We start from the raw sequence: 22,645 nt of genomic DNA, 5'->3' as shown, positions 1-22,645 counted from the left end.
CGCGCGGCGCGCACGCCCGAGCCGGTTGGCCGCAGGCCAGAGGCGAGACAAAAGGCTCGCGCCGCAGGCGCTCAATTTCCTCACCGGCGCAAACCGCAAGCGTGACGTTTCCGCGCCAGGACCAAGGCCCGCCCCAAGCGCCTCCCCTCCCCCTCCGTGGGGAGGGGCCGGGGGTGGGGGGCAGCCGCAATACCAAGAAGACCAGGAATGACCGACCTAACCCGCCACGCCACTTTCCGCGAAATCCTCGCCCAGCCTGCCATCTGGACCGCATGGGGCGCCGAACTCCCCGTGGCCGACCTCCGCGCATGGATTACCAGCGCCGGAACCCACGAAGTCTGGTTCTGCGGCGCAGGCACCTCCGCCTACATCGGCGACATCCTCGCTGCAGGCCTTGAGGGCCAACCCGGCCCCCGCCTCCGCTCCGTCCCCACCACCGACATCGTCGCCCGCCCCCACGCCTACCTGCGCGGGCAGCCTAAACTCATCGTCAGCTTCGGCCGCTCCGGCAACTCCACCGAAAGCATCGGCCTCCAGACCGCCCTCGACGCCCTCGCCCCGCACTGGCCTCGCCTGCACATCACCTGCAACGCCCAGTCCGCCCTTGGCCAGGACCCCAAGGCCCGCGTCATCACCCTGCCCGAAGTCACCCACGACCAGGGCTTCGCGATGACCTCCAGCTTCTCCACCATGCTCCTGACCGCCGCCGCACTCTTCGACTCCACCCTCCCGGCTTCTCAGACGGCCAGGCGCTTCTCCCTACTCGCCGACACCCTCAAAACCCTCCTCCCCGCCTTCATCGAAGCCGCCCGCTCCGCCCGCCGCCCCCGGCGCGCCGTCTTTCTCGGCTCCGGCCCCCTCACCTTCGCCGCCCGTGAGGCCGCGCTCAAAGTCATGGAGCTTGCCGCAGGCCGGATCCCCGCGCTCTGGGACTCGACCCTCGGCTTTCGCCACGGCCCGAAAAGCTTCACCGTAGGCGAGACCGACCTCTGGCTCTTCCGCTCATCCGACCCTCACACCCGCGCCTATGACGACGACCTCCTGACTGAGCTTCGTACCCAATACCCGGCCAGCCAGATCACCGCCCCCGAGATCCTGCTTCCCTACACAGACCTCTGGTCAGCCCCCCTCTACGTCGCCCTCGCCCAGCTCCTCGCCGTCCACTGGTCCGACGCCCTCGGCCTCAACGTCGACGACCCCTTCGCGGGCCAGGGCACCCTGACCCGTGTCGTCTCGGGCGTCCGCCTCCACCCGGTGACGCCATGATCGCAGCAGGCATCGACCTCGGCGGCACCAAGATCGAGGCGCAGGTCTTCGCCCCCGACTGGACCCTTCAGGCCCGTCTCCGCTGGCCCACGCCCAGGGACTATCCCGCCCTTGTCACCGCCATGGCCGACGCCATCCACTGGTGCGCAACCCACGGAGAAAGCCCCATCGGCATCTCCGCCGCAGGCCTCATCCACCCAAAGACCGGCCTCGCGCTGACCTCCAACCTCTCCGCCACCGGCAAACCCTTCCCCGCCGACATCGCCCAGGCCGCGGGCCGCAAGATCGCCTGGATCAACGACTGCCGCGCCCTCACCCTCTCCGAAGCCACCCTCGGGGCCGCCAAGGGCGCCGACCCCGCCGTCGGCCTCATCCTCGGCACCGGCGTCGCCGGAGGCGTCGTGACGGGCGGCAAACTCCTCCCCTCGCCCGCCCAGACCGGCGGCGAGTTCGGCCACTTCCCCCTCGCCGCCCCCCCCATCGCCGCCCACAACCTCCCCATCCTCACCTGCGGCTGCGGCCGCCAGGGATGCGTCGAGACCTACCTCTCCGCCCCCGGCCTCTCCCGCATCGCAGCCCACCTGACTGGCGTCACGTACGCCCCCGAAACCATTGTCTCGGGTCGCGCCACCACCCCCGCCTTCGCCATGGCCTGGGACATCTGGCTCGACCTCGCGACCGAGTTCCTCATCACCCTCTGCCTCACCATTGACCCCGCAGTGATCGTCCTCGGCGGCGGCCTCTCCCGCGCCCCCGGCCTGACCGAAGACCTGACGCGGACCCTCACCAAGGCCTCCCTCGGCGGCTTCCCGATCCCCGCCATCCGCCTCGCCGAAGGCGGCGACGCCAGTGGCGCGCGCGGTGCCGCCCTCCATGCTCTGAACGAGGCCCGGCATGCCTGACCTCCGCCAGATCATCGCCCGCAACCGCGCCGGGGAAGCCATCGCCATCCCCTCCGTCTGCACTGCCCACCCGGACGCGCTGGAAGCCTCGCTCACCCTTGCCGAGCAGCTCGACCAGCCCATCGTCGTCGAGGCCACCTCGAACCAGGTCAACCAGGATGGCGGCTACACCGGCCTAAGACCCGCCGACTTCATCAGCTTCGTCAAAGACATCGCCGCGAAAGCTCACGTGTCACATGAACGCATCCTCTTCGGCGGCGACCACCTCGGCCCCCAAGCCTGGCGCAAGCTTCCTGCCGACGAGGCTATGGCCAAAGCCCACCGGATGGTCGCCGACTACGCCGCCGCAGGCTTCACCAAGATCCACCTCGACTGCTCCGAGGGCTGCGCCTTCGAGCCCGCCCAACTTCCCGACGAAATCACCGCCACCCGCTCCGCCGCCCTGGCCGCCACCGCCCTGCAACACGCTCCCGACCCCGCAAACCTCCTCTTCGTCATCGGCACCGAGGTCCCACCCCCCGGCGGCGCGCGCACCGACGACCACGGCGACATCCCGCCCACCACGCCCGCCTCCGCCAAAGCCACCCTCGACGCCCACCACGACGCCTTCCGGGCTGCCCAAATCCCCCTCGACCTGATCGGCGGCCTCGTCGTCCAGCCCGGCGTCGAGTTCTCGCCAATGGAAGTCCACCACCTCCCCCTCGCCCGCAACCCCGGCCTTCTGACCGCCCTCAAAGACTGGCCAACGGTTTGCCTCGAAGCCCATTCCACCGACTACCAGCACCCCGAAGCCTACCCCCGCCTCGCCCAACTCGGCTTCGCCTTCCAGAAGGTCGGCCCCGCCCTCACCTTCGCCTGGCGCGAGGCGCTCTACGCCCTCGACACCATCCGCGCCCAGAACGGCTGGTCCACCAGCCCCTCCCTCCCCGACTCGATGGAGGAAGTGATGCTGCAGAACCCCGTCTACTGGCAGGCCCATATCCACGGGCCTTACCCGCGCCTGCAGCGCCACTTCGGCCTTGCCGACCGCATCCGCTACTACTGGCCCGAGCCCAAGGCGCAAGCCGCCGTCAACCGCCTGCTCAAAGACCTCGAAGACAAACGCCTCCCGGACCCCCTTCTCCTCGCGCATTTCCGCGAGGGAGAGATTGCCAGCGCCCGCTCCAGCACATATCCCCTGCCCCGCGCGCTGGCCCTGGCCCGGGTGCAAACCGCCCTTCGCCCCTATTTCTTCACGGGATCACGGCCATGACCGCCACACCCGACCTCTGGCTGATCCCCGACGCGATCTTCGACGGCATCAGCTTGCGCCCCGGTGCGGCCCTCGCCGTCGCCGGGAACCGCAGCCTGCGGATCGGCACGCCCCCGAAAGGTGCCCCGACCCGCCGCCTGACGGGCACCCTCACCCCCGGCTTCCTCGACCTCCAGGTCAACGGCGGCGGCGACGCCCTTCTGAACAATGACCAGACGCCCGCAGCCCTGCACACCATGGCCGCCGCCCACCGCCGCTTCGGCACCGTCGGCATCCTGCCCACTGTCATCACCGACGCGCCCGAGGTCCTTTCCTGCGCTGTCGACGCCATCCTCTCGGCCCACGCGGAACCATCCCCCGACCGCAGCCTTCTCGGCCTCCATATCGAAGGCCCACACCTCTCGATTCCCCGCCGTGGCACCCATGCCGCCGAGTATGTCCGCCCCTTCGACGCCACGACCCTGGCTCATATCCAGCGCCTGCGAGCCGCAGGCGTTTTCGTCAAGATCACCGTCGCCCCCGAAAGCGTGACGCCCGCTCAGGTCCGCCAGATCGCGGCGACCGGCACCGTCGTCTCCATCGGCCATTCCGACGCCACGGCAGACGAGGTGCGCACCCTCCTCGACGCCGGTGCGACCTCATTCACCCACCTCTTCAACGCCATGTCGCCGATGCTGAACCGCGCCCCCGGCGTGACCGGCGCCTGCATCAACTCCACCTCCTATGCGGGCATCATCTGCGACGGCATCCATGTCGCCGACGAGATGGTGGGCCTCGCGATCCGCGCCAGGCCGATCCCTGGCCGGATGTTCCTTGTCTCCGACGCGATGTGTACTGTCGGCGGCTCGGACCACTTCCGCCTCTACGGTCAGGACATCTGGCTGAAGGACGGCCGCCTGGTGAATGCCGAAGGCTCCCTCGCAGGCGCGCATGTCACCATGGCCGAAGGCCTCCGCCGTCTCATCACCGTGGTCGGAATCAACCCCGAGACCGCCCTCGACATGGCCGTCTCCGCCCCTGCCCGCCTCCTGAACCGCCCCGACCTGGCAACCCCCGAAGGCCGCGACCTCGCCGACCTTCTCCTCCTCGACGATGATTGGCAGGTCACCGGAACGCTTGCGGAAACCCTCGCCACCCAACCCGCCTGAAACCGCAAGCATCTTGCCCTTGGACAAATACTCCGGGGGTTTGGGGGCAGCGCCCCCATCTGGCCCGAGGAGGAGGCGCAGGCCGACGACGAGACAAAAGCCTCGCGCGTCAGCGCTCATTTCGAAAGACCGCCCTTACGGCCCGTAGACCGTGACCTCCGGCAACTCGGTCAGGCTCAGCCCCAAGGCCTGGAACGCCGCCAACGACAACAGCGCCCCGCCCGTCCCCGGCCGCAACTCCACCGCCAGCGACTTGCCCGCCGCCGTGACGATCCGCCCCTGCGCCTTGTCCGTGACCAGCGCCGAGGACAGCCAGATCCCCTGCTCGGCCGGCGGACCCAGCGCCACGACAACCTTGCCCAATTCGCGCTCTCCGCCTGAAGCCGGTGCCGCCAGCGCCGCGGCCTTCTCCTCGGCCGTGGTCTTGTCCAGCGCCTCCGCACTCGTCGCCCGGCTCGTGCCCAAGACGGAGGTCGACACCTCCGGGGCAAACTCGGTCGCAGGACCGGGCTCGGCCGGGCCGGTGACCGACCGCGGGCCCTCCGCCTGCTTCTGGAACAGGGCACAGCCCGACAGGGCCAGGGCGACAGCGGAAAGCATGGCAAGATGTCTCATGGTCGTAGCCTAGCCCGCCGCTTTCCCCCCCGCAATTGCCGCTCGCGCACTTGTGCGCCCCCCCGCGCAGGCATACCTTACCCCCATGCAGCCCCTGATCGACCCCTTCGCCCGCGCCATCAGCTACCTGCGCGTCTCGGTCACCGACCGCTGCGATTTCCGCTGCACCTATTGCATGTCGGAACACATGACCTTCCTGCCCAAGGCCGACCTCCTGTCCCTGGAGGAGCTTGACCGCCTCTGCTCCACCTTCGTCCGTCTTGGCGTCCAGAAGCTGCGCATCACCGGGGGCGAGCCCCTGGTCCGCAAGGGCATCCTGACCTTCTTCCGCGCCATGTCGCGCCATCTCGACACGGGCGCGCTGAAGGAGTTGACGCTCACCACCAACGGCAGCCAGCTCACCCGCTTCGCCGATGAACTCGCCGCCGTGGGTGTCCGCCGGATCAACGTCTCGCTCGACACGCTCGACCCCGACAAGTTCCAGCAGATCACCCGCTGGGGCCGTCTGAACCAGGTCCTGAAAGGGATCGAAGCCGCGAAATCCGTGGGCCTCAAGGTCAAGATCAACGCCGTCGCCCTGAAAGGCTTCAACGAAAACGAACTCTTCCCCCTCCTCGACTGGTGCGCCGAGGAAGGCCACGACCTCACCTTCATCGAGGTCATGCCGATGGGCGAGGACATGTCCCCCCTCCGCCTCGACCAGTACTGGCCCCTGAAAGACCTCCGCGCGCGGCTCGCCGAGCGCTACACCCTCACTGACCTCGCTGAACGCACCGGCGGCCCGGCGCGATATGTCCGCATCGAGGAAACCGGCCAGAAGGTCGGCTTCATCACGCCCCTCACCCACAATTTCTGCGAAAGCTGCAACCGCGTGCGGCTGACCTGCACGGGCGAGCTTTACATGTGCCTCGGGCAAGAGGACATGGCCGACCTCCGAGCCCCCCTTCGCGCCAGCCCCGACGACGCGCACCTGGAACAGGCCATCCGCGCCGCCATTGCGCGCAAGCCCAAGGGCCACGACTTCGATTACAGCCGCCAGAAGGTCGCCGGGCAAATCACCCGGCACATGAGCCACACCGGGGGCTGAGGACTCCAAATTCCTTAAGTAAGGAATTTGTCAAATTTCTTACTCAAGAAATTTGCCCTTGGGCCCGACCGCGGCGCCCTATTTCGTCAGGATCAGCTTCCCCGCCCGCGTGATCCGCAGGGAATACACCTGCCCGTCCAGCACGATCCGCGCCAGCGATCCGCCCTCGGTCAGCACCCGCGCATCATGGACCGGGGTCGCATCCGTGGTCAGCCACGGCTCCACATAGGCGTTCATCCCCGCCCCTCCAGCCGCGCGATCAGCGCTTCCAAGGCTGGGCCGGGGAAGACCACAGCAGCGTTCAACAGGTCCAGGAATTCCCCCCAAGGGAAACGGCGTTCGGGCATGATGACCTCCAGATGACGATCACACCGGGCGGACCCGTACGGGCTGGCTGGGCTTCCGATATATCCTTACTAAAACACTCAACCATGTCAACGCATATTCCGCTGGCCCCTTGCTCGGCAATCTTTATCCTGCGGCGCAAATGACCGATCCAGCCGGAAGCCTCCTCTCCCTCCCCCCGCCGCAAGTGCCGCCGGACGCGCTGGCGACGCTCGTCCGCACTCACTGGGGCCTCTCCGGCACCCTCCACCCCCTCACATCCGAGCGTGACCAGAACCACCGCCTCGACACCGCCAGTGCGAGCTACACCCTGAAACTCGCCAACCTCGCCGAGCCCGCCGCGTTGACCGACTTCCAGACTCAGGCGCTCCTCCACACCGCCCACCACGCGCCAAACCTCCCCACCCCCCGCGTCATCCCCACCCGAGACGGCGGCAACATCCTCCCCACCCCCGACGGCGCCCTGCGCCTCCTCACTTGGCTCCCCGGCACCCCCCTCGCGCATCTCCCCCGCACCCCCGCCCTCGCCGCCGCCATCGGCCGCGCCCTGGGCCAGCTCGACGCCACCCTCGCCCACTTCCACCACCCGGCCTCGGACCACCACCTCCTCTGGGACATCCGCAACACCCCCGACCTCGCCCCCCTGACCGGCGCCCTGCCGGACGACCTGAGGCCGCGCATTACCACCTTCCTCGCCCACTTCACCACCCACCTCGCCCCGGCCCTGAAAAAACTCCCCCGTCAGGTCATCCACGGCGACTTCAACCCGCACAACCTCCTCGCCGACACCGAAAAGCCCACTCACCTCACCGGCATCCTCGACTTCGGCGACATGACCCTCAGCTACCGCATCTGCGACCTCGCCGTCGCCGCCTCTTACTTGATCGACCCCGCCGATCCGGCGTCCCTCCTGATCCCGCTCACCAAAACCTACCACCAGGCCAACCCGTTGACGGCACAGGAACTCCACCTCCTCCCCGACCTCATCACCGCCCGCCTGGTGACCACGCTTACGATCTCCGCCTGGCGCGCCGCGCGTTACCCGCAGAACGCCGCCTACATCCTCCGAAACGCCCCCACCTCGCGCGCGGGCCTCGACGCCATGACCGACCCCACGGCCCTCGCCACCCAACTCCTCGCAGCCTGCGGAACCCCAACATGACCCGCCAGACCACCATGCTGAACGCCTACACCCCCGGCGCCGGGCGCCTTTCGCCCGAGGACGAGGCGCTTGCCAACCGCCGCGCCAAGGCGCTCGGCCCCGCCTATCGGCTCTTCTACGAAACCCCGGTCCACCTCACCCGAGGCGAAGGCGTCCACCTCTACGCCCCCGACGGCACGGGGTACCTTGACTGCTACAACAACGTCGCCTCGGTCGGCCACTGCCACCCCCGCGTCGTCGAAGCCCTCAGCAGACAAGCCGCCACCCTCGCCACCCACACCCGCTACCTCCACGACGGCATCCTGGATTATGCCGAGCGCCTCCTCGCCCTCTTCCCGCCCGACCTCTCTCACGTGATGTTCACCTGCACGGGGAGCGAGGCGAACGACCTCGCCCTGCGCATCGCCCGCGCGGCCACCGGCGGCACCGGGATCATCGTCACCGACAACGCCTACCACGGCGTCACCCTCGCCACCGCCGAGATGTCGATGTCCATCGGCCCAGCCGTCGCCCCCGGGCCCACAGTCTTCCCGATCCCCGCGCCCTCCGCCGCAAACTACCCAAGCGGCATCGCCCACGGCTTCGCCCAAGCCGTCACCGAGGCCTGCGACCGCATGGCCGAACACGGCATCAAGCCCGCCCTCCTGATCGTCGACACGATCTTCTCCTCCGACGGCGTCTACCCCGACCCCGCGGGCTTCCTCGCCCCCGCCGCCGCCGCGATCCGCGCCAATGGAGGCCTCTTCCTCGCCGACGAAGTCCAACCCGGCTTCGGCCGCACCGGCTCCCACTTCTGGGGCTTCCAGCGCCACGGGGTGATCCCCGACATGGTCTCCATGGGCAAGCCGATGGGCAACGGCTACCCCCTCGCAGGCCTGGTCCTGAAACCGGAAACCATTGCCGAATTCGGCGCGAAGGCGCGCTACTTCAACACCTTCGGTGGCAATGCCGTCGCTGCCGCCGTGGGCCTCGCCGTCCTCGACGTGATCCGCGACGAGGGCCTGCGACAGAACGCCGAAACCACCGGCTTGGCCTTCGCACAAGGTCTAAGGACTCTCGCGCAACACCATGACTCTCTTGGCGAAACCCGTGCTGCCGGCCTCTTCATCGGCCAGACCATCCTGACCGACGGCCAACCAGACCCCGCCCGCACTGCGCGCCTCGTCAACGCACTGCGAGACCATCACATCCTGATCAGCTCCACCGGCCCCAAGGGCGACAGCCTGAAGATCCGCCCGCCACTGCCTTTCAGCATGGGCAACGTCGACCAGGTCCTGACCACCCTCGACCGGCTGCTCCCGACCCTCTGATTTCTCCTGTCGAGAAATATCCCAGGGAGCTCGAGGGGCAGCGCCCCTCGTCAGCCGAGGAGGAGGGCGAAGTCCCGACGACGAGAGAAAAACCTTGCGCGGCAGCGCTCGATTCGAAAAGCGCCCCAACCCGTGCGGCGGAAAGATTGGTTACCCAATCCCTAGTCTCCGCAGGCAAGTCGCTGATTCAATGCGATAAACAGAAAATGTCCACCGTGGACACTAGCCCAGCGAATAGCCCGCCCCGCGCACCGTCCGCACCGGATCGGCCCCACCGAACTGCATCAGGCTCTTCCGCAGGCGGCCCACATGAACATCGACCGTCCGGGTATCCACATAGATGTCCCGGCCCCAGACGAGGTCCAGCAGCTGCTCGCGGGAAAACACCCGCCCAGGCCGTTCCATCAGCGTGACCAGAAGCTTGAACTCCGTCGGCCCAAGCTTCAGCACCTTGTCTGCCCGGTAGACCCGGTGGCTCTCCGGATCCAGCCGGATATCCTCATGCTCCAGCACCACCCCGGCGGTCGAGGGCCGCACGCGGCGCAACTGCGCCCGCGCCCGCGCCATCAGCTCCAGGACCGAATAGGGCTTCACCACGTAATCGTCCGCGCCAGTCTCCAGCCCCCGGATCCGGTCCACTTCCTCGGCCCGGGCCGACAGCATGATGATCGGGATCCCCCGCGTGTCCGGGCGCATCTTCAGCCGGCGGCAGACCTCGATGCCACTGACCTTCGGCATCATCCAGTCCAGGATGATGATGTCCGGGTCTTCCTCATCGACCAGAACCATCGCGTCCTCGCCGTTGTCGGCCTGGGTCACCGCAAATCCCTCGGCTTCCAGGTTGTAGGCCAGCACGGTCCGCTGCGCCGGTTCATCCTCGACCAGCAGCACCCTCGGCTGTCCGCTCCGTGCCATCTCAAAGCCCCGTATCGGTGCTGTCGACTTTCGGTCGATCATCCCCCGGCATCGCCCCGGTCACCAGGTAGATCACCTGTTCCGCCACCGCCGTCGCATGGTCGCCGACGCGCTCGATGTTCTTCGCGATGAAATGCAAATGCATGCAGGGCCCGATGTTGCGCGGGTCCTCCATCATGTGGGTCAGGAACTCGCGGAAGATCGAGTTGTACATCTGGTCCACTTCGCGGTCGCGGGTGCGCACATCCTCGGCCAGCTTCACGTCGCGGCGGATGTAGGCGTCCAGCGCATCGGTCAGCATCTGCACCACCGCCTTGGCCAGCCGCCGGATCGACCCCGAGGCGCCCGGCACCGGCGTCATCTGCGACAGGATCGCGGTCCGTTTCGCCAGGTTCTTGGCATAATCACCGCAACGTTCCAGCGCGGCGGCGATCTTCATCACCGTCAGCACCGTACGCAGGTCGCCCGCCGTCGGACCCCGCAGCGCCAGCAGCATCGCGCATCTGGTGTTGATCTCGTCCTCGAGCGCATCGATGGCCTTGTCTCCGGCCCGCACCCGGGCGGCAAGGTCTTCGTCCCGCGTGTCAAGCGCCTGGGCCGCTTCCAGAAGGGCAGTCTCGACCAGCCCCCCCATCCGCATCACCATGGCCTGCGCCGCCTCAAGGTCGCGGTCGAAGGCGGTGAGGATATGTGCGGTGCTCATGGTCTCTCCTTAGCCGATCCGGCCGGTGATGTAGGCCTCGGTCCGGGGGTCTTTCGGGTTGGTGAAGATCGCGGGCGTGTCGCCATATTCCACCAGGTTGCCCAGATGGAAGAAGGCCGTCTTCTGGCTGACCCGCGCGGCCTGCTGCATCGAATGGGTGACGATCACGACAGAGAACTGGCTGCGCAGCTCGTCGATCAGCTCCTCGACCTGCGCCGTGGCGATGGGGTCAAGGGCGGAACAGGGCTCGTCCATCAGCAGCACTTCCGGCGAAGTCGCCACCGCCCGCGCGATGCACAGCCGCTGCTGCTGCCCGCCCGAGAGACCCGTGCCCGGCGCATCCAGCCGGTCCTTCACCTCGTTCCACAGCGCGGCCTTCTTCAGGCTCGCTTCGACGACTGCGTCCAGTTCCGCCTTGTTGCGGGTCAGCCCGTGGATCTTCGGCCCGTAGGCCACATTGTCGTAGATCGACTTCGGGAAAGGATTCGGCTTCTGGAACACCATCCCCACCTTGGCGCGCAGTTGCACCGGGTCGACGCGGGGGTCGTAGATATCCTCGCCATCCAGAAGGATCTTGCCCGAGATCCGGGCCGAGGCGATGGTGTCGTTCATCCGGTTAAGACAGCGCAGGAAGGTCGACTTGCCGCAGCCCGACGGGCCGATGAAGGCGGTCACCGCCCGATCCAGAATATCGACCGACACGTCCTTCAGCGCATGGCTCTGGCCGTAATGGACCTGCACGCCCGAAGCGCTGATTTTCGTGGTGGCGGCCTGAAGGTCCTGCTCGATTGCACGCATGTCGTCCATCTTCTGCTCCGCGCCGCCTCTGTGCCGGTCTAGAACGGCATGGTGACGCATATGCGACGTATTTGTAACAGATGGATGACGGACAGCGCCATGGGCGATCCACACCCATAGCGCGCGCCCTCTTGCGCCGGGGGGAACGGCTGGCGCAGTGTCGGCAAAGCCTGACCGGAGTTTGCCTTGACCCTGCCGCCCTATGCCTGGCCCGACCCCGACCGCGACTATGCGAACGGGGCCTTCATCCCCGGCGCGGCCGAGTACCCGCCGCGCTGGACCCGCGAAGCGGCCGAGTTCCGGCAGGCGATGGGTCCCCGCGCCGATCTGGACCTGGTCTACGGCCCCTCGCCCCGGCAGCGCCTTGACCTGTTCCTGCCCGAGGGCGCGCCGAAGGGCGTGGTCATGTTCGTGCATGGCGGCTACTGGCACCTGTTTTCAAAGGCCCACTGGTCGCACCTGGCGGCGGGGCCGTTGGCGCGGGGCTATGCAGTCGCGATGCCCTCCTACACCTTGGCCCCTGTCGCCCGGCTGGCCGAGATCACCGCCGAGGTCGCCCGCGCCGCCTGGTTTGTCGGGACCCGGGTTTCCGGGCCCATCGTCGTCACCGGCCATTCCGCCGGGGGCCACCTTGCCGCCCGCATGGGCTGCGCCGACATCCCGGCCCCGGTCGCGCGGGTGGTGCCGATCTCGCCCCTGGCCGAGCTTGGCCCGCTGATGGCAACCGGGATGAACACGACGTTGAAGATCGACGAGGGCGAGGCCGCCACGGAAAGCCCGGCAAGGCTCGCCCTGCGCGACGGGGTGACCGCCCATGTCTGGGTCGGGGCCGAGGAAAGGCCGGCTTTCCTTTGGCAGGCGAGGGTGCTGGCCGAGGAATGGGCCTGCCCCTGGACAGCAGACCCCGGGCGGCACCATTTCGACGTGATCGACGGGCTGGCCGACCCGGACTCTCCGCTCTGCCGGGTGCTGCTGGAGGGGATCTAGCCGGGGCTGTCCACGGTGGACATTTTCCGATTTTCTTTCGGAATCATCGGCTTGCCCGTGGGCGTTAGGGAATCGTAAACCCCTTGGTTAACCGCTCGTCGGTGGACTTCGTCCCTCCTCGCTGACCGTCCAGCGAGGAGGAGACGAAGGCGCACGACGAGCGGTCCGTCAGAGCATCGCCTCTTCCGCCCGCCGGGCCTCGGCCTCGCGGGCCGCCTCGATCCGTGCCCTTCGGCGGCGGTTCATCTCGTAGGCCAGAGCCAGGACCAGAGTCAGCAGGATCAACAGGAACGCCAGCGCGTTGATCTTCGGCGTGATCCCAGACCGCACCTGGCTGAAGACATAGACCGTCAGCGTCGTCTCGTTCGCCTTGGTGAACAGCGTGACGTTGAAGTTCTCGATCGACTGGAAGAAGGCGATGGCGGCCGAGGCTGCGATGGCCGGATAGAGATGCGGCAGCAGAATGCGCCGCAGCACCTGGCCGTGGCTTGCCCCCAGGTCCAGCGCCGCCTCTTCCAGCCCGGGGTCAAAGCTTTGCAGCCGCGCGAGCACCAGAAGCATCACATAGGCCGCAATATAGCTGACCTGCCCCAGCGTCGCGAGGTGCAGGCCCCGCCCGAACAGCCAGACGCCATCGGCCCCAAGCGAATGGCCCAGCTGGTTCCAGAACAGGACCGTCGAGATGCCGATGACCAGACCCGGCGCCAGCACCGGCGCGACCATGAAACCGTAAAGCGTCGCGCGGACCTTGCCCGAGATCGAATTCAGCACGATCGCCGCCGCCGTCCCGATCGGGACCGCCAGCGCCACAACGGCCAGCGCGACGAGGATCGAGTTCAGGAAGGCGCTCCACATCGTCTGATCGGCCCAAAGTTCACCGAACCAGGCCCAGGTAAACCCCTTCCACGGCGCCACGGTGGGCAGCTTGCTGTCGTTGAAGGCCGCCCCCGCCATGACGATCAGCGGGACCAGCAGATAGAGGATGAAGAGGCCAAAGTAGAGCTGGCCCAGGAATGCGCGGTTCCGGCTCATTTGGCGATATCCGACAGTTTGACCTTGAAGACCCGCATCGCGAGGATGACGAAGACGATGCAGACCAGAAGGAAGATCATCGAATAGGCTGCCCCCGTGTTCCAGTCGAGCGCGTCGTTGAACCAGGTGTAGATCGTCTGCGGGAACCAGTTGGCCTTGGTCGAGCCCACAACCGTGGGCACCAGCAGGGAGCCCGCCGACAGCATGAACACCATCACGCAACCCGACGCGATGCCGGGCTTTGCGTGCGGGATCACCACCCGCCAGTGCGTCCGCCACCAGGGCGACCCCAGGTCCTCGGCCGCCTCGATCTGGTTGGTGTCAAGCGAGGTGATCGCCGTGTAGATCGGGAACAGCATGAAAAGGACGTAGCAATAGGTCAGCACGATCACGATGGCGTCGTAGGACGTGAAGACCCCGTTCTGCCAGCGGATCCCCTGATCGATGATCCCGAGCCCCTTGAGAAGCGCATTCAGCGGGCCGTTGAAGGTCAGGATGATGTACCAGGCAAAAGCCCGCAGCGCTTCGCTGACCCACATCGGCACGAAGAGAAGAAGGAGAAGCGTCGGGATCGACTTCGGCGCAGCGACCTTGGCCAGGAAATAGGCCAGCGGATAGGCCAGGATCAGCGTCATGAACGTGACCAGCGCCGAGAAGAACACCGTGTCGACGAAGGTGCTGACATGGATCGGGATGGTAATGGGGATGCCGAACCAGGCAGTTTCGATCGGGTTTGCGACGAACTTGCCGTAGTTGTCGAAGGTGAACACGTCCTTCGGCCCGTCCAGCTCGCTGACCGGCAGGTAGGGGTAGAAACTTTCGAACAGCATCGAAAAGTTCGGCAGGATCACCAAGACGAGAATCCAGAAGGCGACCAGCAGGCAGAAGGTTGTGGTGAGCCCGGTGCCATAGCGGCGGATGAGGTCCTTCATCGCCCTAGCCCCTTACGTTCGCGTCGGGCAACAGCAGCGCGCGCGCCGCGTCGAAGGTCGCAAAGACCTTTTCACCCACGGCGGGCACTTGCGACACGCCGTCGTTCTTCACTTCCGCCGACAGGCGCTTGCCGCCGTCCGCCATGCCATGCACCGAGATGAATGCACCCTCGAAGGCCACTTCGGTCACTTCCATCTCGACCGCGTTTTCGGCGGCCTTGGTCCGGGCCAGCACGGTATGTTCGGGCCGGACGTAAAGTTTCAGCGCCTTGCCCTGCGCCTCGGGTGACAGCCGTCCGCGGAAGGCCCCATGCGGCCCGGTCATCGCGGCCATGCCTTCGGCCACCGCGCCAACCGTGCCCTCGAAGATGTTGTTTTCGCCCACGAAAGACGCAACGAACCCGTTCACCGGACTGTCGTAGATGTCCCGCGGGGCGGCGATCTGCTGGATGCGGCCCTGGGACATGACGCCCACCCGGTCCGACATCGCCAAGGCCTCGCCCTGGTCATGGGTGATGTAGATGAAGGTGACGCCCGTCCGCTTCTGAATCGCGCGCAGCTCGGCCCGCATATGCTGGCGAAGTTTCAGGTCGAGCGCCGACAGGGGTTCGTCCAAGAGCATGACCTGAGGTTCGACGGCCAAAGCGCGGGCGATGGCGACGCGCTGCTTTTGCCCGCCCGACAGCTGGCTGACCATTTTGTCGGCGGCCCCTGGCAGGTCGACAAGCCTCAAGAGATCCTCGGCCTTCTTGCGGCGCGTTGCCTTGTCGACGCCGCGCACTTCCAGCCCGAACGAGATGTTCTCCCAGATCGGCATCAGCGGGAACAGCGCCAGGTTCTGGAAGATCAGCGCCGTCGGCCGCTGGTTCGGCCGCGTTCCCTTCACGTCCTTGCCGCCGATCTTGATCGCGCCTTCCGTCGGTTCGATGAAGCCCGACACCATGCGCAGGATCGTGGTCTTGCCGCAGCCCGACGGCCCGAGGAAGGAAAAGAACTCCCCCGGCTTGATCGAGACATTGGCATTGTCGACGGCGCGGAAGGTGCCGAAGTCGCAGCAGACGTTTTCGAGATCGATTCCCGCGCTCATGTGGCGTGGTCCCCCTGAGTTATTCTTGGTGTTGCAGGTTAGCAGGCAGCCATGCCCCTGCAATCGGTATCGCCAGTTTTCAGCCAGTCATGGGTCCAGGGCGACAGGCCAGCGCCCAAAAAAGTCACGCCGAGCCCTTTCGGACCCGGCGTGACCTGACCTCAGGTGCGCACTCAGGCGGCCCCTATCAAGCGGCTTTGTACTTGTCGGCGTACTCCGACCGCTTGGCGATGAACTCGGCGGTCTGTTCCGGCCACCACCACAGCTTGCCCAGTGCTTCGTCGTTGAAGGTGCCGGTGTAGTAGGCGGCGACGTCCGGGTCGATGAAGTCGGCCGAGCCCTTGCCCACGGCGTTCGACGAGAAGGCCGCAGCCCACATGGCCGAGCCTTCGGCGGTCGAGACGAACTTGGCAAACTCGTGCGCCTGGTCGACGTTGGCGGCGTTCTTCATCAGGACAAAGCCCTGGTGCCACGCAAAGGCGCCTTCCGCCGGAGCAACATAGGCATAGCCGTCATTGCGCAGGTTGTAGCCGGTCGAATCCCAGCACAGACCGATGGTCGCGCCGTTGGCGGTAAAGCCCGCATTGGCCTCGTTTTCGCCCGACCACCACTGGACGACGTTGCCCTTGGCCTTGATCGCCTCGGCCAGCGCGATGTCCCACAGTTCGGTCATCGCGGCCATGTCGGTGTAGCCGTCCATCCACGGACGCGGCAGCTTGCCGGTCGCATCCAGCCAGCGGCCCATCGCGGCGAGCGTCGAGTGCGGACGCAGCACGGCCTGGTTCTCGGGGTTGAACAGGTCACCGAGCGAGGCCGGCGAGGACAGCTTGGCGTTGGCGGTGTTCACGACCAGCGCTTCGGTGCCCCAGTTCGAGGGCACATACATCAGAGCATCGCCGGCACGCGACCGCTCACCGGCGGAACCGTCGGCGAGGCCCGGCAGGTAGTTGTCCATGGCCAGCTTGGCAGGATCCCAGGCGCCCAACAGGCCGTTCGAGTTCCAGCCGCCCCAACGGTCGATGGTCGGTTCCATCACGTCGATGCCGCCGGTTTCCAGCGCGACCTTGCCTTCCGCGAACATGGTGTCCTGGTCGGGCAGTTCCTTGAAGTTCACGGTGATGCCGGTAGCGGCGGTGAAGGCCGGGAACACCTTTTCGGCCAAGGCCGGATAGCCGGCCCAGCCGACGAAGTTGACTTCGCCCGACGAGGCAAGCGCCTTGGACGAGATGATCGCCGGAGCGGCGAGAAGGCCTGCCCCTGCGGCGGACCCTTGCAGGAACCGGCGGCGGCTGAAGGCGGAGGTGTGTTTGGTCACGGTTAGTCTCCCTGGTTGATGTCAGAGGCGCGGGCTGTCCCCGAGTGTTCTGGTTCTTGCGGACGCGCGCTGCCAGCATGACTGCAGCCCCGATGTAACAGGCCCTTGTCAGACTGGTAGGATCGCCCCCTGCGGCCGTAGCTTACTCTGTCAGCCACTGGCCCTGTCAACGATCCATTGCGCACATACAACTTAAGGTGAGTGGGAACCCGCCAGAAGGGCAGTTTTGCCGTCCTGTCAGCGGACTGCGGTGACCGGCCTGCCCGAATCGTCACCCCGCGCGGGTGCCGATATCGGCCTGGGCAACCGCAACGGTCTTGAGCACGGCATGGACCGGCAGCCCGGGCTGCAGCCCCAGCGCATGGGCCGAGCGGCGGGTGACCCGCGCCAGCAGGAACTCGCCCCCAAGATCGAGCCGCACCACAACCCCCGGCCCCTGCCCCTCGTGCAGTGCCGCGACGGTGGCTGGCAGAATGTTCAGCGCCGAAAGCCCGACGGGCCGGTCCCGCGACAGAATCACATCCTGTGCCGCGATCCGGACGCGGACCACGGCGCCAGGCGCACCCGCGACCTGCGGCAGCCAGACGGGGCCGGCTCTGGTCTCCAGCCGCGTCAGGCCGTCCGCCTCATGCGCCGCGATCCGTGCGGTCAGGACGGCGCCTGCATCGCGCAGGCCCAGAAGTGGCGCCTTGGCGGGGTCGGACAGCACCTCGGCCGCCGGACCCACCGCCAATACCTGTCCGGCCTCGATCACCGCGATGGTGGTGGCCAGCCGCGCGACCTCGGGCAGCGAGTGGCTGACGTACAGGATCGGCAACCCGCTCTCGTCCCGCAAAGCCTCGATGTAGGGCAGGATTTCCGCCTTCCGCCCCTCGTCCAAGGCCGCGAGCGGCTCATCCATCAACAGAAGCCGGGGCTGCGACAGCAGGGCACGCCCGATGGCCACCCGCTGCTTTTCACCGCCCGACAGCGTGCCGGGGCGGCGATCCAGCAGCGCGCCGATCCCCAGAAGCTCGACAATCCGGTCCATTCTCAGCGGCGCCTGACGGCGGACCCGGGGGCCGTAGGTCAGGTTCTGCGCCACCGTCAGATGCGGGAAAAGCCGTGCGTCCTGAAAGACATAGCCGACCTCTCGCTTGTGCGGGGGCAGGTCGTGCAGCGCCACCCCATCCAGCACGATCCGCGCCTGGTCGGGCCGCAACAGGCCCGCCACCGCGTTGATGATGCTGGTCTTGCCCGACCCGGACTTGCCGAACAGGCAGGTGAGGCCGCCCGGCAAGGTCAGGTCGACCTCCAGCGACAAGCCGGGAAAGGCGTGGGAAAGGCGCAGCTCCAGCGTCATCGGCCCGCGATCCGTCTTGCCACCCGCCGCGACAGCCATTCCGACAAGGCCAGCGCCGCCATCGCCACCGCGACCGAAATCAGGACCAGCCGCAAGGCCGCCCCGTCGCCGCCCGGCACCTGCAGGAAAGAGTAGATCGCCGTGGGCAGGGTCTGCGTCTCGCCGGGGATATTGGCGACAAAGGTGATGGTCGCGCCAAATTCGCCCATCGCCTTGGCGAAGGCTAGGACGGCCCCCGCAATGATGCCGGGCAGGATCAGGGGCAAGGTGACGGTGGCAAAGACCATCGGTCGCGCGGCCCCCAGCGTGGCGGCTGCCTCTTCCAGTTTCGGGTCCACCGCCTCGATCGCAAGCCGGATCGCGCGGACGAGAAGGGGGAAGGACATCACCGCCGCCGCCAGCGCCGCCCCGGTCCAGCGGAAGGCAAAGGTGAAGCCGAACCAGTCATAAAGGGCGGCCCCGACCCAGCCCTGCCGCCCGAACGTGAGGAGGAGGAGATAGCCGGTGACGACCGGCGGCAGGATCAGCGGCAGATGGACAAGGCCGTTCAGCAGGCCATGACCGGGAAACCGCCAGCGCGCCAGCGCGTAGGCGACCAGAATGCCAAAGGGCAGGCTGACCAGCGTAGCGACCAGCGACACGCGCAAGGAAAGGGCCAGCGCAGTTGCAGCTTCGGGGGGAAGCCAGGTCATGCGCGGACGCTGCCACGCCGGGCGCGCCTACGGCAAGGGAATGAAGCCATTGGCCTTGAACACTTCTTGCGCGGCGGGACTGGACAGGTGGTCGAGGAAGGCCCCGGCCTCCTCCCCTGCCGTAAGGGTAAGGGCGCCCGGGTAGACGATGGGCGTGTGGCTGTCTTCTGGGAAGGTACCGATCACTGTGACCCCCGGCTCGGCCACTGCGTCCGAGGCATAGACGATGCCAAGCTGCGCCTCGCCCAAGCTGACCAGCTTCAAGGCGGCGCGGACGTTTTCCGACTGGACGACGCTGGGTTCGACGGTGGCCCAAAGCCCCAGGCTCTCCAGCGCTTCCTTGCCGTACTGCCCGGCGGGGACGGCATCGACCATGGCCATCGACAGCTTGCCGCCCGCCAGAAGTCCGGTCAGGTCGAGGCTTGCGCCGATGGTGACTGGCACCTTCCCGACGGGGCCGACCAGGATCAGGCGGTTGCCCAGGACTTCACGGCGGCTGCCGTCCTGGATCAGCGCCTTGTCCTGCAGGTCGTCCATCCAGGCTTTCGAGGCCGACAGGAAGACATCCGCCGGCGCGCCCTCGGCGATCTGCTTCGCCAGCGCGGGGGTGCCACCGTAGGACAGGGTGACCTTGGTGCCTGTCTCGGCGGTCCAGTCCGCCGCAATCTCGTCCAGCGCGGTCTTCAGGCTGGCGGCGGCAAAGACGGTCACGTCGGCCAGAGCCGACTGGGCAGACAGGATCAGGGCAAGGGCAGAGAGGGACAGGCGCATGCGACCATCGATATGTTCACTCGAACATATGGACGGGCCCGGCGCCGCAGACAAGCGTTATTTCTGCCTGGACATATCGAGATGCGCCGCGATCCGCGCGATCCCGGGGGCTGCGGCGGCATCGACGGCCTGCAGCATCGCGCGGTAGGCGGCCAGGACCTCTTGCCCCTCGGCGGTCAGCTGCGCCCCGCCCCCGCCCGCCCCACCCCGGGCCGAGGTGACCAGTGGCGCGCGGAAGGCGGCGTTCATCTCCTCGACCAGCGCCCAGGCGCGCTTGTAGCTCATCCCCATCGCGCGCCCGGCGGCGGCGATCGACCCGGTTTCGGCGATCCGGGCCAGCAGCTCACCCTTCCCCGGCCCGAAGACCAGCCGGTCGCCGAACAGAAGCCGCAGACGCAGGGTGACGGGGTCGGACATAGCAGCAGCATCGCGGGACAAAGGCGGCCTGACAAGCAGAAGCACAAGATTTCGATTGATTTCCGCTTCCGAAATGTTTCGGATACGTTCCAAAGGGGTTTGAGTGATGGCCACACTGAAAGACATCGCGCGGGCGCTGGATCTGTCGATCACCCAGGTCAGCCGGGCGCTGAACGACCATTCCGACGTGAACGAGGAAACCCGCCTGCGCGTCAAGGCCACGGCGCGGGCGATGAATTACCACCCGAACGCCTCGGCGCGAAAGCTGGTGTCGGGGCGGTCGGGCATGGTGGGGCTGGTGGTCCCGAACAACCGCAACATCGGCCAGGACCGGCTGTTCATGGAGGTGGTGGCGGGTTTGTCGACCCAGTTTTCCGGTCGCGGGATGCAGTTTGTCCTGCACATGATGGCGGAACACGAGCCCGCGCTGCCGACCTACCAGCGGCTGATCGGCAAGGCGATGCTCGACGGTTTCGTGCTGATCGACCCGCAGGACCAGGACCCGCGGATCGACTTCCTGCGCAAGGCGGGGATTTCCTTCGTCGTCCACGGGCGCAGCGGCAAGGTGATCGACTACCCGTATTTTGACATTGAAAATGAACAACTTGCCTATGACCTGACCTTCCACCTTGCCCAGCACGGCCACCGCCGGATCGCCTTTCTGAACGGCCTTGCGGGGCGGTCCTATGTCACCGTGCGTGAACAAGGTTACCTGCGCGCCCTGCGCGATGGGGGTGCCGAGGTCCTGCCGCACCTGCACCTCAACGGCGTCATGGACGAGGCGCATGGCTTGACCGACACCGTGCGGCTCTTCTCCGGCGATGCCCCGCGCCCCACCGCCATCGTCTGCGGCAACGTGCGCCTGGCGCAGGGCGTCTACCAGGCACTGGCGGCCCTGGGTCTGTCGGTGCCCGGCGATGTCTCGGTCGTGGCCCATGACGACGAGCTGCCGCTTCTGCGCGCCTCGGCCTTCTTCCCTTCGCTGACCGTCACGAAGTCGCCCCTCCGCGACAGTTGGGAACCGCTTGCCGACTGCCTGGCGGGCGCCATCGAGGGCAAGCCGCTTGGAACGCTCCAGCGGCTCGGGACCTACAGCTTCATCGAACGCAACTCGGTCGCCGCACCAATGCAACCATAGCGTTTACACGAATCGTTGACCGAAAGCGCTTTGGAGACTATGTTTTCCGAAACGTTTCGGGAAAACCGGGCGTTTTGCTACGCGAAAATGGCACGCCACAGCGGCGGCCTTAGGGAGGAAAACCAATGACCATCATCAAGGGCCGCGCAGTCCGCGCGACCGCAACTGCCGCCATGCTTGCCGTCTTCGGCGCGCCCCTCGCGGCGGAAGAGCTGTTCTACGTCTCGGGCGCCGTCGGCAACGCGGTCGAGAACTTCAAGACGCTGGTGAAGCCGTGGGAAGAAGCCACCGGCAACACCGTGACGCTGGTGCCGATGCCCGCGTCCACCACCGACCAGTTCGGCCAGTACCGCCTGTGGCTTGCCGCTGGTGCGACCGACATCGACCTTTACCAGACCGACGTGATCTGGGCGCCGCAGCTGGCCGACCACTTCGTCGACCTGACCGAGGCCGCCAAGGACCTCGCCCCCACCCACTTCCCCTCGATCATCGAATCGCAGACCGTCAACGGCAAGCTCGTCGCGCTGCCGATCTTCACCGACGCCCCGGCGCTGTACTACCGCACCGACCTGCTGGAGAAGTACGGCAAGACCCCGCCGAAGACCTGGGCCGAACTGGCTGAAACCGCCAAGTTCATCCAGGACGCGGAACGTGCCGAAGGCGCGGCCGACCTCTGGGGCTTCGTCTGGCAGGGCAACGCCTATGAGGGCCTGACCTGCAACGCGCTGGAATGGGTCAAGTCCTTCGGCGGCGGCCAGATCGTCGAGCCCGATGGCACGATCTCGATCAACAACGAAAACGCCGCTGCCGCGCTTGAGGCTGCGAAGTCCTGGGTCGGCACGATTTCCCCCGATGGCGTCCTCGCCTACCAGGAAGAGGAAGCCCGTGGCGTCTGGCAGACCGGCAATGCGGTCTTCATGCGCAACTGGCCCTATGCTTACGGCCTCGGCAACGGCGACGACTCGGCGGTCAAGGGCAAGTTCGGCGTGACCACCCTGCCGGTCGGCAAGGAAGGCGACACTTCGGCGGCGACGCTGGGTGGCTGGAACGTGGCGGTCTCGAAGTACTCGACCAAGCAGGAAGCGGCGATCAGCCTCGCCCTGTACCTTGCCGGGCCCGAGGCGCAGAAGCAGCGCGCCATCGCGGAATCGAACCTGCCGACGATCATCGCGCTGTACGATGACGCCGACATCGCCGCCGCGCAGCCGATCATCCCGCAGTGGAAGGACGTGTTCCTGAACGCCGTGCCGCGTCCGTCGGCCCCGACCCTTGGCAAGTACAACGAGGTTTCGGCCAAGTTCTGGTCCGCGGTCCACAACACGCTGTCGGGCAACGGCTCGGCTGCCGAAAACCTGGAACTGCTGGAAGTCGAACTGACCGACATCAAGGGGTCGGCCTGGTAAGTCCTCCCGGACCTGACTGATCCCAA

23 protein-coding genes are annotated in these 22,645 nt (G+C 67.0%); 10 read left to right on the top strand and 13 right to left on the bottom strand.

Annotated features, from left to right (window positions below; genetic code table 11):
• Positions 1–207 precede the first annotated feature (207 nt).
• Genes AC2EAL_RS10600 through nagA form a run of 4 tightly spaced genes read left to right on the top strand, consistent with a single transcriptional unit; the run spans position 208 to position 4,568 of the window.
• Positions 208–1,266, top strand: coding sequence for an AgaS family sugar isomerase (locus AC2EAL_RS10600; RefSeq protein WP_484724184.1), 1,059 nt, complete (start codon positions 208–210; stop codon positions 1,264–1,266).
• The gene (locus AC2EAL_RS10595; protein ID WP_484724183.1) at positions 1,263–2,168 is read left to right on the top strand and encodes an ROK family protein; all 906 of its coding nucleotides are present in this window, start codon (positions 1,263–1,265) and stop codon (positions 2,166–2,168) included. Before AC2EAL_RS10600 ends, AC2EAL_RS10595 begins: the two co-directional genes overlap by 4 nt.
• Positions 2,161–3,420, top strand: a complete 1,260-nt coding sequence (locus AC2EAL_RS10590) for a class II D-tagatose-bisphosphate aldolase non-catalytic subunit (protein WP_484724182.1) — start codon at positions 2,161–2,163, stop codon at positions 3,418–3,420. The genes AC2EAL_RS10595 and AC2EAL_RS10590 overlap by 8 nt, the downstream gene beginning before the upstream one ends.
• Positions 3,417–4,568, top strand: a complete 1,152-nt coding sequence (gene nagA / locus AC2EAL_RS10585) for an N-acetylglucosamine-6-phosphate deacetylase (RefSeq protein WP_484724181.1) — start codon at positions 3,417–3,419, stop codon at positions 4,566–4,568. The genes AC2EAL_RS10590 and nagA overlap by 4 nt, the downstream gene beginning before the upstream one ends.
• 135 nt (positions 4,569–4,703) lie before the next feature.
• Here nagA and AC2EAL_RS10580 read toward each other — a convergent pair whose 3' ends face one another.
• A complete protein-coding gene (locus AC2EAL_RS10580; protein ID WP_484724180.1) occupies positions 4,704–5,183 on the bottom strand; it encodes a D-galactarate dehydratase in 480 nt (159 codons plus the stop codon).
• An 85-nt stretch (positions 5,184–5,268) separates the two neighbouring features.
• On the opposite strand from AC2EAL_RS10580, the gene moaA reads away from it, so the two are divergent.
• On the top strand, positions 5,269–6,270 hold the full coding sequence (gene moaA / locus AC2EAL_RS10575) for a GTP 3',8-cyclase MoaA (RefSeq protein ID WP_484724179.1): 1,002 nt from the start codon (positions 5,269–5,271) through the stop codon (positions 6,268–6,270).
• Positions 6,271–6,348: 78 nt separating this feature from the next.
• Here moaA and hemP read toward each other — a convergent pair whose 3' ends face one another.
• Entirely contained in the window at positions 6,349–6,507 is a 159-nt protein-coding gene (gene hemP, locus AC2EAL_RS10570; protein ID WP_484724178.1) for a hemin uptake protein HemP, read from the bottom strand.
• Between the two features lie 250 nt (positions 6,508–6,757).
• Here hemP and AC2EAL_RS10565 point away from each other — a divergent pair, with 250 nt between their 5' ends.
• Complete coding sequence (locus AC2EAL_RS10565; RefSeq protein ID WP_484724177.1) at positions 6,758–7,777, top strand: phosphotransferase; 1,020 nt, start codon at positions 6,758–6,760, stop codon at positions 7,775–7,777.
• The gene (locus AC2EAL_RS10560) at positions 7,774–9,087 is read left to right on the top strand and encodes an aspartate aminotransferase family protein (RefSeq protein WP_484724176.1); all 1,314 of its coding nucleotides are present in this window, start codon (positions 7,774–7,776) and stop codon (positions 9,085–9,087) included. The genes AC2EAL_RS10565 and AC2EAL_RS10560 overlap by 4 nt, the downstream gene beginning before the upstream one ends.
• A gap of 222 nt (positions 9,088–9,309) precedes the next feature.
• On the opposite strand, the gene phoB is transcribed toward AC2EAL_RS10560, so the two are convergent.
• The 3 genes from phoB to pstB are packed head-to-tail and all read right to left on the bottom strand — an operon-like array spanning position 9,310 to position 11,512.
• Positions 9,310–10,002: a phosphate regulon transcriptional regulator PhoB gene (gene phoB / locus AC2EAL_RS10555; RefSeq protein WP_484724175.1), complete on the bottom strand. Its 693-nt coding sequence runs from the start codon at positions 10,000–10,002 to the stop codon at positions 9,310–9,312.
• A 1-nt stretch (position 10,003) separates the two neighbouring features.
• A complete protein-coding gene (gene phoU, locus AC2EAL_RS10550; RefSeq protein ID WP_484724174.1) occupies positions 10,004–10,705 on the bottom strand; it encodes a phosphate signaling complex protein PhoU in 702 nt (233 codons plus the stop codon).
• A 9-nt stretch (positions 10,706–10,714) separates the two neighbouring features.
• Positions 10,715–11,512, bottom strand: coding sequence for a phosphate ABC transporter ATP-binding protein PstB (gene pstB, locus AC2EAL_RS10545; protein ID WP_484724173.1), 798 nt, complete (start codon positions 11,510–11,512; stop codon positions 10,715–10,717).
• A 177-nt stretch (positions 11,513–11,689) separates the two neighbouring features.
• Here pstB and AC2EAL_RS10540 point away from each other — a divergent pair, with 177 nt between their 5' ends.
• Complete coding sequence (locus AC2EAL_RS10540; RefSeq protein ID WP_484724172.1) at positions 11,690–12,490, top strand: alpha/beta hydrolase; 801 nt, start codon at positions 11,690–11,692, stop codon at positions 12,488–12,490.
• Positions 12,491–12,658: 168 nt separating this feature from the next.
• Here the strand turns inward: AC2EAL_RS10540 and AC2EAL_RS10535 are convergent, their stop codons facing one another.
• The 8 genes from AC2EAL_RS10535 to AC2EAL_RS10500 form a co-directional block, all read right to left on the bottom strand.
• Complete coding sequence (locus tag AC2EAL_RS10535) at positions 12,659–13,522, bottom strand: ABC transporter permease (RefSeq protein WP_484724171.1); 864 nt, start codon at positions 13,520–13,522, stop codon at positions 12,659–12,661.
• Positions 13,519–14,454, bottom strand: a complete 936-nt coding sequence (locus AC2EAL_RS10530; protein WP_484724170.1) for an ABC transporter permease — start codon at positions 14,452–14,454, stop codon at positions 13,519–13,521. Before AC2EAL_RS10530 ends, AC2EAL_RS10535 begins: the two co-directional genes overlap by 4 nt.
• A 4-nt stretch (positions 14,455–14,458) precedes the next feature.
• Positions 14,459–15,541 carry an ABC transporter ATP-binding protein gene (locus tag AC2EAL_RS10525; RefSeq protein ID WP_484724169.1) on the bottom strand — a complete coding sequence of 361 codons (1,083 nt, stop codon included), beginning with the start codon at positions 15,539–15,541 and terminating at the stop codon, positions 14,459–14,461.
• Between the two features lie 187 nt (positions 15,542–15,728).
• Entirely contained in the window at positions 15,729–16,856 is a 1,128-nt protein-coding gene (locus AC2EAL_RS10520; protein WP_484724168.1) for an extracellular solute-binding protein, read from the bottom strand.
• A gap of 271 nt (positions 16,857–17,127) precedes the next feature.
• Positions 17,128–18,198 (bottom strand): molybdenum ABC transporter ATP-binding protein, encoded by a 1,071-nt coding sequence (gene modC / locus AC2EAL_RS10515; RefSeq protein ID WP_484724470.1) that lies wholly within the window; start codon positions 18,196–18,198, stop codon positions 17,128–17,130.
• The gene (gene modB / locus AC2EAL_RS10510) at positions 18,195–18,890 is read right to left on the bottom strand and encodes a molybdate ABC transporter permease subunit (protein ID WP_484724167.1); all 696 of its coding nucleotides are present in this window, start codon (positions 18,888–18,890) and stop codon (positions 18,195–18,197) included. The genes modC and modB overlap by 4 nt, the downstream gene beginning before the upstream one ends.
• Positions 18,891–18,917: 27 nt before the next feature.
• Positions 18,918–19,661 carry a molybdate ABC transporter substrate-binding protein gene (gene modA / locus AC2EAL_RS10505; RefSeq protein ID WP_484724166.1) on the bottom strand — a complete coding sequence of 248 codons (744 nt, stop codon included), beginning with the start codon at positions 19,659–19,661 and terminating at the stop codon, positions 18,918–18,920.
• A gap of 57 nt (positions 19,662–19,718) precedes the next feature.
• Complete coding sequence (locus tag AC2EAL_RS10500; protein ID WP_484724165.1) at positions 19,719–20,078, bottom strand: winged helix-turn-helix domain-containing protein; 360 nt, start codon at positions 20,076–20,078, stop codon at positions 19,719–19,721.
• A gap of 106 nt (positions 20,079–20,184) precedes the next feature.
• Between AC2EAL_RS10500 and AC2EAL_RS10495 the strand changes: the two genes are divergently transcribed.
• On the top strand, positions 20,185–21,216 hold the full coding sequence (locus tag AC2EAL_RS10495; RefSeq protein ID WP_484724164.1) for a substrate-binding domain-containing protein: 1,032 nt from the start codon (positions 20,185–20,187) through the stop codon (positions 21,214–21,216).
• A 125-nt stretch (positions 21,217–21,341) separates the two neighbouring features.
• Positions 21,342–22,619, top strand: a complete 1,278-nt coding sequence (locus tag AC2EAL_RS10490) for an ABC transporter substrate-binding protein (protein ID WP_484724163.1) — start codon at positions 21,342–21,344, stop codon at positions 22,617–22,619.
• Positions 22,620–22,645: the final 26 nt, after the last annotated feature.

Source organism: Tabrizicola sp. T74 (genome assembly GCF_057219935.1).
This window is presented reverse-complemented; position numbering and strand designations above follow the sequence as displayed.